We start from the raw sequence: 12,316 nt of genomic DNA, 5'->3' as shown, positions 1-12,316 counted from the left end.
GGGTTCCTCACTGGTGGGGCTGGTAGGTGGGTCGGTGGTGGTGCCTGCCCTGGGCCTCCACCCGCACCGCGCCCGTGTCCGGGTCGACGAAGCAGCGGATGGGCAGTCCGTACACGGCGGTGAGGTGCTCAGCCGTGAGTACGTCGGCCGGTGTGCCGACCGCGCGGACCGCTCCCTGGTGCAGCAGCACGACCTGGTCGGCCACGGTGGCGGCATGGTTCAGGTCGTGCAGGACGACGCCGAGCGCCGTCCCGTGCCGGTCCGCGAGGTCGCGGACCAGGTCGAGCGTCTCGACCTGGTAGCGCAGGTCGAGGTGGTTGGTGGGCTCGTCAAGCAGCACGACGGCGGTGTCCTGGGCCAGGCAGGTGGCCAGCCAGACCCGCTGCAGCTCGCCGCCGGAGAGCTGGTCGACGGGCCGGTCGGCCATCACGTCGATGCCGGTCACGGCCATCGCGCGGTCGACGGCGGCCCGGTCGGCGTCGGTCACGCCGGCGAAGCGGCCGCGGTGCGGGTGCCGGCCGAACGCGACGACGTCGCGGACCTCCAGCCCGGACGGGTGCGGTCGCGACTGCGAGAGCAGGGTGACCCGGCGCGCGAACTCCTTCGCGCTCAGCGGCGCCGCGTCGGAGTCGTCGAGGGTGATCTGCCCCTCGGCCACCGGGTGCAGGCGCGCGAGCGAGCGCAGCACCGTCGACTTGCCGCTGCCGTTGGGGCCGATCAGCGCGGTCACCTCGCCGGGCGCGAGGCGCACGGAGACGCCGTGCACCACCGTGCTGCGTTGGTAGCCCAGGACCAGGCCGCGTCCTTCGAGAACCGTCGTCACGAGAAGGAAGCCTAACCTAAGTTAGGTGAGCCTTGCCTGTGGGGTGTCTCACGAGTGCAGGAATACCCGCTTCAGCGGGGAAACTTGCGCTTCCTGCCCGTTGCAAACGTCAGGAAGCGCAGGAATACCCGCTGAAGCGGGTATTCCTGCAGCCCGCCGTCAGGACGTCTTGCGCGCCGCCCACTCCCGGATCCGGTCGATCCGCTTCTGCAGCTGGTCGGCGTTGGCGACCGCGGCCGCGGGCCCCCCGCACTCCTTGCGCAGGGCGGCGTGGGTGATGCCGTGCGCCTGCCCGGTGCGGTGGTTCCAGGACGCGACCAGCGAGTTGAGCTCGCGACGCAGCAGACCGAGGTGCTCGTGGGTGGTGACCTCGGTGAGGGTGTCGGCGGCCCGCTCGTGCTCGGACTGCCCGGCGCCCTCCGGGCGCCGCGAGCGACGCCGATCGGCCTGCCGCTGCTGGAGCAGTGCGCTCACCTGGTCGGGCTCGAGCAGGCCGGGGATGCCGAGGAAGTCCATCTCCTCCTCGGACCCGACGTGGACCTCGCCCTCGTGGCCGAACTGCGCGCCGTCGTAGAGCGCGTGGTCGAAGCGGGCCTCGGAGCCGAGCGCCTCGAAGGGCCCGAGCTCCAGCTCTTCGGAGGCCGACTCGGAGGCGTTGGCCTGGTTCATCAGGTCTTCCTCGGCGGCGAAGATGTCGCCGTCCTCGCTGACCTTGCGCTTGAGCACGTGGTCACGCTGGGCCTCGAGCTCGGCCGCGAAGCCCAGCAGGTTGGGCACGGACGGGAGGAAGACCGAGGCGATCTCGCCGCGCTTCCGGGCCCGCACGAAGCGGCCGACGGCCTGCGCGAAGAACAGCGGGGTCGAGGTCGTGGTCGCCCACACGCCGACCGCGAGGCGCGGCACGTCGACGCCCTCGGAGACCATCCGGACCGCGACCATCCAGCGTGAGTCGCCGTCACTGAACGTCGAGATCTTCTTCGACGACGCCTTCTCGTCGGAGAGCACGACCGTCACCGACTCGCCGCTGATCTGCTTGAGCAGCTTGGCGTAGGCGCGCGCGCTGTCCTGGTCGGACGCGATGACCAGGCCGCCGGCGTCGGGGACGTGACGGCGTACCTCGGACAGGCGCTTGTCGGCAGCCTCGAGCACCGACGGCATCCAGGAGCCGGTGGGGTCGAGCGCGGTGCGCAACGCCTGGGAGGTCATGTCCTTGGTGAGCGGCTCGCCCAGCGACGCGGCGACCTCGTCGCCGGCCCGGGTGCGCCAGCTCATCTGGCCGGAGTAGGCGAGGAACAGCACGGGACGCACGACGTGGTCGGCGAGCGCCTCGGAGTAGCCGTAGGTGTAGTCGGCCACCGACGTCGGTACGCCGTCCTCGCCGGGCGCGTAGGTGACGAACGGGATCGGGTTGATGTCGGAGCGGAACGGCGTACCGGTCAGCGCCAGGCGCCGGGCGGCCGGCTCGAACGCCTCGCGCACGCCCTCGCCCCAGCTCATCGAGTCACCGGCGTGGTGGATCTCGTCGAGGATGACCAGGGTCTTGAACCGCTCGGTGCGGATCCGCATGGCGAGCGGGTTCACGCCGACACCGGCGTAGGTGACCGCGACGCCGACGTAGTCGCTCGAGATCTTGCCCGAGCCCGCGGAGTACGTCGGGTCGATCGGAATGCCGGCCCGCGCGGCGGCCTCGGCCCACTGGGACTTGAGGTGCTCGGTGGGCGCGACGATGATCAGCCGGTCGACGAGGCGCCGGCCGAGCAGCTCCGCGGCCACGGTGAGCGCGAAGGTGGTCTTGCCGGCGCCCGGGGTCGCGACGGCGAGGAAGTCACGCGGGTTGCGGGCGAGGTAGTCGGTGAGCGCAGCGGACTGCCAGGCACGCAGCGACGGCGCCGTGCCCCAGGCTGCCCGCTCCGGCCACGCCGGACCGAGCGAGGTCATGCGTCGGGACCGGACCCTTCCGGGCCCTTGTCGTCCGACAGGCCCTCCCAGATCTCCTTGCAGTCGGGGCAGACCGGGAACTTCTCCGGCGCCCGGCTGGGCACCCAGACCTTCCCGCACAGGGCCACGACGGGCGTGCCCATGACCATCGCCTCGGTCAGCTTGTCCTTCTCCACGTAGTGGGAGAAACGCTCGTGGTCGCCCTCGTCGGTCGGGACGGTACGGCGGTCCTCACGGACGTCCGTGTCTGTCGAGAATCCGATCGTGGTCACGGGTGGAGTCTAGTGCCCACCGGAGACATCGACGTCCTCCGGGAGCTCGCGCCACACCACGATCGCGACCAGCAGCGTGATCACGGCGCCGGCGAGGCCCACGATCCCGAAGGCGTCCGTGTACGACGCCAGCGCGGCCGGCTCCACAGCGGTCCCGAGCGCGCCGGTGACCGACTCCACAGCGGCGTCCGGCGCGCCGGACGGGAGCCCGTGGCGGTAGACCACGCCCGCGAGGCTGCCGAGCAGGGCGATGCCGAGCACGCCGCCGACCTCGTAGGACATCTCCTCGACCGCGGCCGCCGAGCCGGCCTGGTGGACGGGCGCGGCGCCCATGATCAGCGCGGACGCCAGGCCCAGGGCCGCCGTACCGAAGCCGACGAGGACCAGCGAGACCGCGATGCCGGCGTACGGCATCGGACGGGGCAGCAGCCACAGCACCAGCAGGCCGGCAGCGAGGACGACGAGACCGGCGACGATCACGTTGCGCGCACCGAACCGGCCGGCGACGGCGGGCGCGAGCGGCGGGCCGACCAGGCCGCCGACGGCCATCGGCAGCAGCGCGACGCCGGCCATCAGCGGACTCCAGCCCTGGACCAGCTGCAGCCACTGCGAGCCGACGAACAGCAGCGCCATCATCGCGGTGCTGCTCACCAGGGCGGTGGCCACACCCGAGCGGAAGACGGGGTTCGCGAAGAGGCGTACGGCGAGCATCGGCTCGTCCTGGCGCAGGCAGCGCCACACGAACAGCGCCAGCATCGCGACACCGGCGCCGAGCACGAGCAGCGTGGCGGCGTCGAGGTCGCCCTTGCCGAGGTGCTTGACGCCGTACACCGCAGCGACCATGCCGGCGACGGAGAGCACGGTGCCGATCGCGTCGACCCGGCCGGGCTTCTCCGAGCGGCTCTCGGGGAGCAGCAGGAGGCCCGCGACCAGCGCGACGACCATGAGCGGCACGTTGACGAGGAAGGCCGCGTGCCAGCTGAACGCGCTGAGCAGCGCGCCGCCGACGATCGGCCCGACCGCGCCACCGACGGCGGCGGTCGCGGCCCACAGCCCGAGCGCGAAGGCCCGCTCGCGGGCATCGGGGAACAGCGCCCGGATCAGCGAGAGCGTGGCCGGCATGATCATCGCGCCACCGACACCGAGCAGGGCCCGGACGGCGATCACGTCGCCAGGGCTGCGCGCGACCAGCGCGGCCAGTGAGGCGACGGCGAAGATCGTGAAGCCGGTGAGCAGCATCCGGCGCCGGCCCCAGCGGTCGGCGATCGCGGCGATCGGGACCAGCAGGCCGGCGAGGACGAGCGAGTAGACGTCGACGATCCACAGCTGGGCGAGCGCCCCGGCCTGCAGGTCCTCGGTGAGGTCGGGCAGCGCGACGTTGAGGACGGTCATGTCCATCACGACGACGAGCAGGCTGGCCGCGAGCACGGCCAGTCCGCCCCAGCGGCGGCGGTCCCGCACCTCGGCGGACTGCGTGCGGATGGTGGTGGTCATCGGGCAGCACCTCCCTCGAGGAACGTGGAACGGACCAGCGCCTGGGCGTCGTTGCGGGCGATGTCGCCAGCGACGAGGGCGTCGCGCGCAGCGACGAGCAGGCCGTAGACGCTGTGCCCCAACCAGCGGGCAGGTACGTCGGAGCGGAGCACGCCGGCCGCCTGCGCGGCGGCGTACAGCGCGACCTCGTCGGCGAACAGCGCCTGGGCGCGCTCGCGCAGACCGGGCGCGTTGCACACGGTCGGGTCGGTCAGCGCGATGCCGAGCTCGTCGGCGTCGACGACGAACTGGCCGAGCATCTCGTCGAGGCAGGCCCGGATCCGCTCGGGGTCGCCGGACGCCGCGGCGTCGGCCGCGCCGGTGTCGACCAGGGTCGCGGCCCAGCGGTCGAGGGATCGGCGGCCGATCTCGTGGAGCAGGTCCTCGCGGCTGGCGAAGTGGCGGTGGACGGTCGCGCGGCCCACACCGGCCGCGGTGGCGATCTGCGCCATCGAAGCGGTCGGATCGGTGGTGAGCAGGCGCTGGGCGGCGGCCAGCACCGTGTCCCGGGTGGTCATGGTTCCTCCTCGGTGAGACATCACCGTCTCACATGAGACAGTGATGTCTCAAGTCCTCGGAGGTGGTCAGTTCAGCTCGGGGTCCGCCGGGCGGGTGGCGTGGAACGCGAGGTCGCCGGGCTGGCGACGCAGCACCTGACGACGCAGGTCGTGGGTGTCGCCGAGGAAGACGTCGTCGACCCGGCTCGGGACGACGTACCAGCTGCCCTCGGCGATCTCGGCCTCGAGCTGCCCGGCACCCCAGCCGGCGTACCCGGCGAAGATCCGCAGCCGGTCGACGGTGCCGTTGACGAGCTCGCGCGGGGTGTCGAGGTCGAGGAGGCCGACCCGGTCCCACAGCACCCGGAAGCCGGCAGCGTGCTCGCCGCCGGGAGCGGCCAGGGCGACGGCGAGGGCGCCGTCGGTCGCGACCGGGCCGCCCTGGAAGAGAACCTCGGGCTCCTCGACGACCTCGCCCCACTCCCCCAGCACCTCGGAGACCGGCAGCGCGGTGGGGCGGTTGAGGACGACGCCGAGCGCCCCCTCGTCGTTGACGTCGAGCAGCAGCACGACGGTGTCGACGAAGTTCGGGTCGAGCAGGTCGGGCGACGCCAGCAGCAGGCGTCCGGCGCTCAGCTCGCTGGACATGACCCCATCATCCCCCTTGTCGGGATGCTGCGCGCGGCCGCGACGACGGCCGCCAGCTCGGCGTCGTCGGCGGGATCGGCCGGCAGGTCGATGATCAGCCCGTCGCACCGGCCGGCGTACCGGTCGGCCAGCACCGCCGGCAGGTCGGCGTACGTGCCGGTGGGCACCAGCTCGGCGACCAGGTCGTCGTCCAGGCAGGCGGCCAGGCCAGCCCAGTCCTTCTCCCCGGCCCGGTCGGCGAGCCGGGTGGCCACGTCGCCGTGACCGAGCAGCTCGAGCTGCCGCGCATAGGCGGGCGTGCTGTAGAGGAAGGCCAGGCCGTCCCGCGCCGCGACCACCGCCGCAGCCACCTCGCTCGCGCCCCTTCCCGTCAGCGGCTTCGCCGCGACGACGAGCGCCGGACCGCCGTCGGTGCGCCCGGCGCGCTCGATACCGCGCTCGATGGCGGGCACGACGGTCGCGTCGAGGTACGCCGGGTGCGAGGAGGTCGGGTGGCACACGAAGCCGTCGGCCACCTCGCCACCCAGCGCGCACATCCGCTCGTTGACCCCGCCGGTCCACACGGGCGGCGCCGCGTGGTCGAGCGGACCCGGGTTGAAGTACGGCTGCAGCCGGTCGAAGCGGTAGTGCGGACCCTCGTGGGCCAGCGGCACCCCCTCCTGGAAGGAGGCGAAGATCGCCCGCAGCGACGCGACGTAGTCACGCAGCTGCGCCACGGGGTCGACCCACGGCGCCGAGTAGCGGCCGACCACGTTGCCCCGGACCTGGGACGCGACGCCGAGCTGGAGACGACCGCCGGAGAAGCGCGACAGTCCCCAGGCGGCATATGCCGTGACCATCGGGCTGCGCGGGAACGCCACGACCATGCTGGTGCGCACCACCAGCCGCTGGGTGTGCTCGAGGGCCAACGTGGCCGTCACGAACGGGTCGTTGACCGTCTCCGACACGTGCAGGGTGTCGAAGCCGAGGGCCTCGACCCGACGCGCCCGGGCGCCGACGTCGGCCAACGCGGTGTCGGCCGGGAGGGACGAGATCAGCTCCATGGGCCGATCCTCCCCTCGCGCCCCGGCCCGCGGGTCGGCGGCCCGGCGTCGCACGCAAAGCGACCCCGGACCCGGCGCGACATTGGGAGGGAGTCGCGCGGGTCCGGGGCCGCACCCGGGAGGGGGTGGTGCCGGTTGGTTCGGGAGGGTCAGGCGGCGACCACGGCGCGCAGGCGCTCGAGGAGGGTGCCGCGGACCTCGGGCTCGGCGTACACCACGTCGGGCGTGACGACCGGCATGCCGCGGTGGAGCAGGCGGGCCCGCTCCTCGATCTCGGCACCGATCCGGTCGGCGGCCTCGTCGCCGATGCTGGTCCGGCCGGCCATCACGGCCAGCAGGTGGTGCTCCTTGAAGGAGGCCGCCTCCATGGCCGAGGCCATCGCGTCGTCGAGGGGGTGGGCGCGGTAGTGGTCGATGATCATCCGTACGCCGGGCAGCTCGTGGGCGGTGTTGCTCCACGCGATCTCGACGGCCTCGGCGAGGTCCATCGGCTGGCGGGCGAGCATCCGCTCGATCTGGCCGGACAGGCGGGTGTGCCACTTGAGGGTCAGGGAGGCGAGCAGGTCGAGCTCGTCGCGGAACGCGGCGGCGACACCGTCGACGTCCATGGGCAGCAGGCCGTCGCGGCGGACAGCGGAGGTCGCGATGACGGAGCGGAGGGTCTCGCCCCGGTTGTGAAAGGCCGTCCAGGTCATGGTCAGCACTCCTGTTTCGATCGGCGGTCGTCCGGAACTCGGGGTATCCGACATACCGCTGGTACGTACTACGAGTATGGAGCCGACCCCGGGTATGCCCAAGGGAGTGACACCGTGATCCCGCCCACCCGGCCACGTGACGGGTGTCACGGCGCGCCTATGCTGAGTCAGTGGTCATCTCCGGAGGTTCTTCGCGTGCCCCGCGCCCCGGGCACGCACCTGGCGGCGTTGGCGTCGCTCGTTGGACGACCCAGTACGACTTCGCTCCGCCGCCTTGCCATGCACGCACCCGGAGCACGGGCCACCCCCGAACAACCTCCGGAGACGACCACTGATGGCGAAGGCATCGGTGTCGAAACTCGTCCCCAAGGTCCCCGTTCCCGGGGTGCCCGGGGCGTCGCGGCGGGCGGCGTACTCCGCCTCCACCAAGCGGGCCCTGGTCGACGTCGCCGAGCAGCTCTTCGCCGAGAAGGGGTACGCCGCGACCTCGCTCGACGCCATCGTGTCCGGCGCGCGGGTGACCAAGGGCGCGCTCTACCACCACTTCTCCGGCAAGCAGGCGCTCTTCGAGTCCGTCTTCGAGCGGGTCGAGCAGGAGGCCGCCAAGCGGATCCAGAAGTCGCTGCGTGGCCAGAAGGACCCGTGGCGCAAGGCGACCGAGGGCCTGCGCTCCTTCCTCGACGTGGTCCAGGAGTCGCCGTACCGTCGGATCGTGATCCAGGACGGGCCGGCGGTGCTGGGCTACGAGCGCTACCGCGAGCAGGAGGAGCGCTCGACCTTCGCCAACATCGTCGAGATCGTCCGCGCCACGCTCGACGCGGGCTCGTGGGACCTCGACGAGGACATGCTGCAGACCTTCGCGCGGATCTTCTTCGGCGCGATGTCCTCGGCCGGCGAGTCCGTCGCCACGGCCGCCGACCCGGAGGCCGCGGCCCGGCGGGTCGAGGGCGCCATCGGGTTCCTGCTCGCCGGCGTGCAGAGCCTGGTCGAGCAGGGCATCGCCATGCCGAGCGCGCTCGGCGAGAACGACGAAGCCGCCGACCCGGAGTGACCGGGCCGGCGGCGTACGTCGCAGGTCAGTTGTAGGTGACCGAACCCGTCGACGCGGCACCCTTGCCGGGCACCAGCTCGAGCCAGGTCTTGCCGGCCGGGAGCTCGATCTCGTTGCCCGCGGCGTCCTTGAAGGTCAGCTCGGCACCCTCGTCGGCCTTCTCCCAGGTGACGTCGATGGCCTGGCCGCCGTGGAAGATGACCGCCTTGCCCTTGCCCTCGAAGTGCGAGACCGGGACCGGGTTGCCGGCGGGGTCCTTGTAGGGCGCCAGGCTGGTGCGCACGGTCGCCGCGATCACGGTGTCGGGCATGAAGACGTCGCCGTCGGCCATGTAGCCGTTCTGCAGGACGTACTTCGAGCCGTCGTACTTCCAGTGCGAGGTGCGCCCGGCGGACAGCTTGGCGTCGATCGTGGTCGCGGGCGCGCCGGCCGGGAGCGCGGTGTCGCCGAACGGCAGGTAGTCGTCAGGCCGCGTGGCCGTGCCGCGCGCCGAGGCGCCGATCTTCTTCAGGTCGGCCATCACGCTGTGCAGCGAGTCGTGGGTGCCGTCGTTGATGCGCACGACGTTGGGGTTGTTCATGTCGAGGAACTTGATGCCGGCCTTGCGGATGCCGTTGAGCGTCACCGGGGCCGCGCCCGAGGTGACGATCGTGGCGCCGAGCGGCTTGGCGATGCCGACGTCGGTGAGGCGCATCGACCGGACCGGGCCGGCCTTCTCGGGCAGCTTCTCGTAGAAGAACACCGCGAGCCGGGTGATCCCGCCCTCGACCAGCTCCTCGACCACCAGGTCGGCCTTGCCGATGCCGATCTGCGGGTCGCTGTCGATCGAGTTGTCGATCTTGACGATGTACGCCGGGTGCTTGCGCGCCGGGTCCGCCCCACCCTGGGTCAGCTCACCGGTCAGCGGCCAGGTGGCCGGCGGCGCCGGGGTCTCGCTGGCCGCCGTCGGGGTGTCGCCCCCGCCGCTCGACTTCTTCCCGCCGTCGTCACCACCCCCGCAGCCGGCGAGCACGAGGCTCAGCACGACGAGCGAGGCGGGCAGGGCACGGCGGATGATCGATGGACGCACGCGGCAAGTCTGACCCACGCCGGACCCACAGGGCGGAGCCGCCCCCGCGTGTCGCGGACGTCGGCCACACTGGGCGGATGCTCCGGGCTGCCGTCGTCCCCGCTGGGCCGACGAGATGCAGCAGCCCCTGACGACCGGGATGTGACGGATCCGGCCCCGGGTGCGTCGTAGCGGGTGGAGGAACCCGAACCCAGGAGGACCATGACCGTGCCGGACCCGTTCGAGGAGCTCGCCCGCGCGCAGGCGCCGCACCTGTACCGCGCGGCGTGGCTGCTCTGCGGCGAACGGACGCAGGCCGAGGACCTGGTGCAGGAGACGCTGGCGAAGGTCTACGTGCGGATGCACCGGCGGCTCGGGCCGCGCCTGGACAACCCGGCGGCGTACGCGCAGACGGTACTCACCCGCACCTTCATCAGTGGGCGCCGTCGACGCAGCAGCACCGAGACGCCGTACGCCGACCTGCCGGGGCTCGACGCCGAGGGGACCGCCGACCACGCCGAGGCCACCGACCTGCGGCTCGCCCTCACCGAGGCCCTCGCGGGGCTGGCGCCGGTGGACCGGGCGGTCGTGGTGCTGCGGCACCTGGAGGACCTGTCCGTCGAGGAGGTGGCCGGGGTGCTCGGCCTGAGCCCCGGGGCGGTCCGGAACCGGAGCATGCGCGCGCTGGCGCGGATGCGGAAGGAGGTAGTGCGATGAACGAGAACGAGCTGACCGTGGTCCTGGAGCGCGCTTCCGAGCGGCTCGACCCCGACATCACCGGCCTGGTGGCAGGTGCGGCGCTGCGGGGTCGGCAGCAGGTCCGGCGGCGCAGGGCCGCCGCACTGGCGACGGGCAGTGCGGTGGCGGCCCTCGTCGTCGGCGCGGTCGCCTGGCAGTCGTCGCTCGGCGCCACGACCGCCCACGACCGGACGGCGACCCGTCCGACGCCGCCGGCGCCGACCCCGGCCTGGGCCGGGGGGCTGACGCCGGCCGACCAGCGCTCGCTCGTGCCTGACGACGTCATCGTGGAACGCCTGCTGGACCACCTGCCCGCCGGCAGGATCAACGGGCTGCGGACCAGGCCGATCGACGACCCCGACCAGCTCAGCCAGCACGGCCTGGAGATCGACGTGCGAATCGACGGCGCCGACGTCGAGCTCCGGCTCTACGACATGAGTGTGAAGGGCAGGCGCTACTCGGCGCGGAAGACCTGCGGGACCCCGGACTGTCGCCGGCTCCCGGACGGCTCATGGCTGTGGCTGCGCTCCGGGGACGGCGGCGACGGGTCCGACCGGAGCGGCTTCACCGGTCACTGGGCCGGGGTGTTCGCACCGGACGGCTGGATGATCGACGTGTCGGCGTTCAACGGGGTCGGCTCCACGCCGGAGACGCCGGCCGTCGTGGTGAGCGACGCTCCGCCCCTCACCCCCGACCAGCTGACCGCGCTGGCGACCTCCGACCTCTGGTTCCAATGACAGTCGGGTGGGTGGGAGTGACCCAGAGGTCACTCCCACCCACCCGACTCAGTGGTCCTGCGGTGGATCAGGTGCCGAGGCTGATGCCGCCGTCGACGTAGAGCGTCTGACCCGTGATGTACGACGCCTCGTCGCTCGACAGGAAGGTCACCGCGGCGGCGATGTCCTCGGGGAAGCCGACCCGCTTGACCGGGTTGGCCTCGGCGTTGAGGCGACGGAACTCGTCGACGTCGAGCTTGAGCCGGGCCGCGGTGGCATCGGTCATCTCGGTGGCGATGAACCCGGGGGCGACGGCGTTGACGTTGATCCCGAACGGGCCGAGCTCGATGCCGAGGGTCCGGGTGAAGCCCTGGATGCCCATCTTGGCGGCCGAGTAGTTGGCCTGGCCCCGGTTGCCCAGCGCCGAGATCGAGGAGATGTTCACGACCTTGCCGTACTTCTGCTCCACGAAGTGCTTCTGCGCGGCCTTCGTCATCAAGAACGCGCCCTTGAGGTGCACACCCATGACCAGGTCCCAGTCGTCCTCGGTCATCTTGAACAGCAGGTTGTCGCGGGTGATGCCCGCGTTGTTCACCAGGACGTGGATCCCGCCGAGCTCGGCGACGACCCGCTCGATGGCGGCGTCGACCGACGCGCCGTCGGAGACGTCGGCGCCCACGCCGATGGCCTTGGCGCCCTCGACCAGGGGCAGCTTGGCAGCGGCCTCGGCGGCAGCGGCCTCGTCGAGGTCGACGATCGCGACCGATGCGCCCTCCTCGGCGTACCGGCTGGCGGTGCCGAACCCGATCCCTCGTGCGGCTCCGGTGATGACGGCGACTCGCCCGTCGAAACGACCCATGGGTGCTGACCTCTCAACTCGGTAGACGATCGGCCGCAGCCTACGACGCCAACGCGGTCCGCAGGCGGGCGGCATACTCTGCGGACTCCCCCGCGGCGTACCTGGTGCGCGGCCAGAAGAAGCCGCGCAGCCCGTCCCCCTTGGTCCGCGGTACGACGTGCAGGTGCAGGTGCGGCACCGACTGGCTGACGACGTTGTTCATCGCCACGAAGCTGCCCTGCGCGCCGAGCCCGTCGACCACCGCGCTCGCCAGGCGCTGCGCGGCACCCAGGAACCCGTCACGCTGCCCGGCCGGGAGGTCGGGCAGCGTGACGACATGGGTCCGGGGCACGAGCAGGACGTGGCCCTTGAACACCGGGCGCCGGTCGAGGAACGCCAGCAGGTCGGGCTCGTCGAGCACGACGTCCGCCTCGGTGTCGCCGGCAACGATGGAGCAGAAGACGCAGTCCGCCATG

General features: G+C 72.3%; 14 protein-coding genes. 3 read left to right on the top strand and 11 right to left on the bottom strand.

Going from position 1 to position 12,316, the window contains the following annotated elements:
- Positions 1-7: 7 nt before the first annotated feature.
- The 8 genes from ACZYRU_RS06830 to ACZYRU_RS06795 all read right to left on the bottom strand — a co-directional run bounded on the left by ACZYRU_RS06830 (position 8) and on the right by ACZYRU_RS06795 (position 7,449).
- A complete protein-coding gene (locus tag ACZYRU_RS06830) occupies positions 8-823 on the bottom strand; it encodes an ABC transporter ATP-binding protein (RefSeq protein ID WP_488956335.1) in 816 nt (271 codons plus the stop codon).
- 159 nt (positions 824-982) lie between these two features.
- On the bottom strand, positions 983-2,761 hold the full coding sequence (locus ACZYRU_RS06825) for a DEAD/DEAH box helicase (protein WP_488956334.1): 1,779 nt from the start codon (positions 2,759-2,761) through the stop codon (positions 983-985).
- On the bottom strand, positions 2,758-3,024 hold the full coding sequence (locus ACZYRU_RS06820; protein ID WP_273521060.1) for a DUF3039 domain-containing protein: 267 nt from the start codon (positions 3,022-3,024) through the stop codon (positions 2,758-2,760). The genes ACZYRU_RS06825 and ACZYRU_RS06820 overlap by 4 nt, the downstream gene beginning before the upstream one ends.
- A gap of 18 nt (positions 3,025-3,042) precedes the next feature.
- The gene (locus ACZYRU_RS06815) at positions 3,043-4,527 is read right to left on the bottom strand and encodes an MFS transporter (protein ID WP_488956333.1); all 1,485 of its coding nucleotides are present in this window, start codon (positions 4,525-4,527) and stop codon (positions 3,043-3,045) included.
- On the bottom strand, positions 4,524-5,084 hold the full coding sequence (locus ACZYRU_RS06810; protein WP_488956332.1) for a TetR/AcrR family transcriptional regulator: 561 nt from the start codon (positions 5,082-5,084) through the stop codon (positions 4,524-4,526). The genes ACZYRU_RS06815 and ACZYRU_RS06810 overlap by 4 nt, the downstream gene beginning before the upstream one ends.
- A 66-nt stretch (positions 5,085-5,150) precedes the next feature.
- Positions 5,151-5,711 (bottom strand): YqgE/AlgH family protein, encoded by a 561-nt coding sequence (locus ACZYRU_RS06805; RefSeq protein ID WP_488956331.1) that lies wholly within the window; start codon positions 5,709-5,711, stop codon positions 5,151-5,153.
- On the bottom strand, positions 5,696-6,754 hold the full coding sequence (locus ACZYRU_RS06800) for a TIGR03617 family F420-dependent LLM class oxidoreductase (RefSeq protein ID WP_488956330.1): 1,059 nt from the start codon (positions 6,752-6,754) through the stop codon (positions 5,696-5,698). The genes ACZYRU_RS06805 and ACZYRU_RS06800 overlap by 16 nt, the downstream gene beginning before the upstream one ends.
- A 149-nt stretch (positions 6,755-6,903) precedes the next feature.
- On the bottom strand, positions 6,904-7,449 hold the full coding sequence (locus tag ACZYRU_RS06795; protein WP_488956329.1) for a hypothetical protein: 546 nt from the start codon (positions 7,447-7,449) through the stop codon (positions 6,904-6,906).
- A gap of 334 nt (positions 7,450-7,783) precedes the next feature.
- Between ACZYRU_RS06795 and ACZYRU_RS06790 the strand changes: the two genes are divergently transcribed.
- Positions 7,784-8,500 carry a TetR/AcrR family transcriptional regulator gene (locus ACZYRU_RS06790; protein ID WP_488956328.1) on the top strand — a complete coding sequence of 239 codons (717 nt, stop codon included), beginning with the start codon at positions 7,784-7,786 and terminating at the stop codon, positions 8,498-8,500.
- Between the two features lie 25 nt (positions 8,501-8,525).
- On the opposite strand, the gene ACZYRU_RS06785 is transcribed toward ACZYRU_RS06790, so the two are convergent.
- Positions 8,526-9,569: a DUF3048 domain-containing protein gene (locus ACZYRU_RS06785; RefSeq protein ID WP_488956327.1), complete on the bottom strand. Its 1,044-nt coding sequence runs from the start codon at positions 9,567-9,569 to the stop codon at positions 8,526-8,528.
- Positions 9,570-9,770: 201 nt separating this feature from the next.
- Here ACZYRU_RS06785 and ACZYRU_RS06780 point away from each other — a divergent pair, with 201 nt between their 5' ends.
- Both ACZYRU_RS06780 and ACZYRU_RS06775 read left to right on the top strand, forming a co-directional pair.
- Positions 9,771-10,265: a SigE family RNA polymerase sigma factor gene (locus tag ACZYRU_RS06780; RefSeq protein WP_488956326.1), complete on the top strand. Its 495-nt coding sequence runs from the start codon at positions 9,771-9,773 to the stop codon at positions 10,263-10,265.
- Positions 10,262-11,023, top strand: a complete 762-nt coding sequence (locus ACZYRU_RS06775; protein ID WP_488956325.1) for a hypothetical protein — start codon at positions 10,262-10,264, stop codon at positions 11,021-11,023. Before ACZYRU_RS06780 ends, ACZYRU_RS06775 begins: the two co-directional genes overlap by 4 nt.
- A 67-nt stretch (positions 11,024-11,090) precedes the next feature.
- Here the strand turns inward: ACZYRU_RS06775 and ACZYRU_RS06770 are convergent, their stop codons facing one another.
- Both ACZYRU_RS06770 and ACZYRU_RS06765 read right to left on the bottom strand, forming a co-directional pair.
- Entirely contained in the window at positions 11,091-11,861 is a 771-nt protein-coding gene (locus ACZYRU_RS06770) for an SDR family NAD(P)-dependent oxidoreductase (RefSeq protein WP_488956324.1), read from the bottom strand.
- Between the two features lie 40 nt (positions 11,862-11,901).
- Positions 11,902-12,315, bottom strand: coding sequence for an HIT family protein (locus tag ACZYRU_RS06765; RefSeq protein WP_488956323.1), 414 nt, complete (start codon positions 12,313-12,315; stop codon positions 11,902-11,904).
- Position 12,316: the final 1 nt, after the last annotated feature.

Source organism: Nocardioides sp. F233, assembly GCF_057813895.1.
The sequence above is the reverse complement of the archived record's forward strand: the minus strand, read 5'-3'. Positions and strand labels throughout refer to the sequence as shown.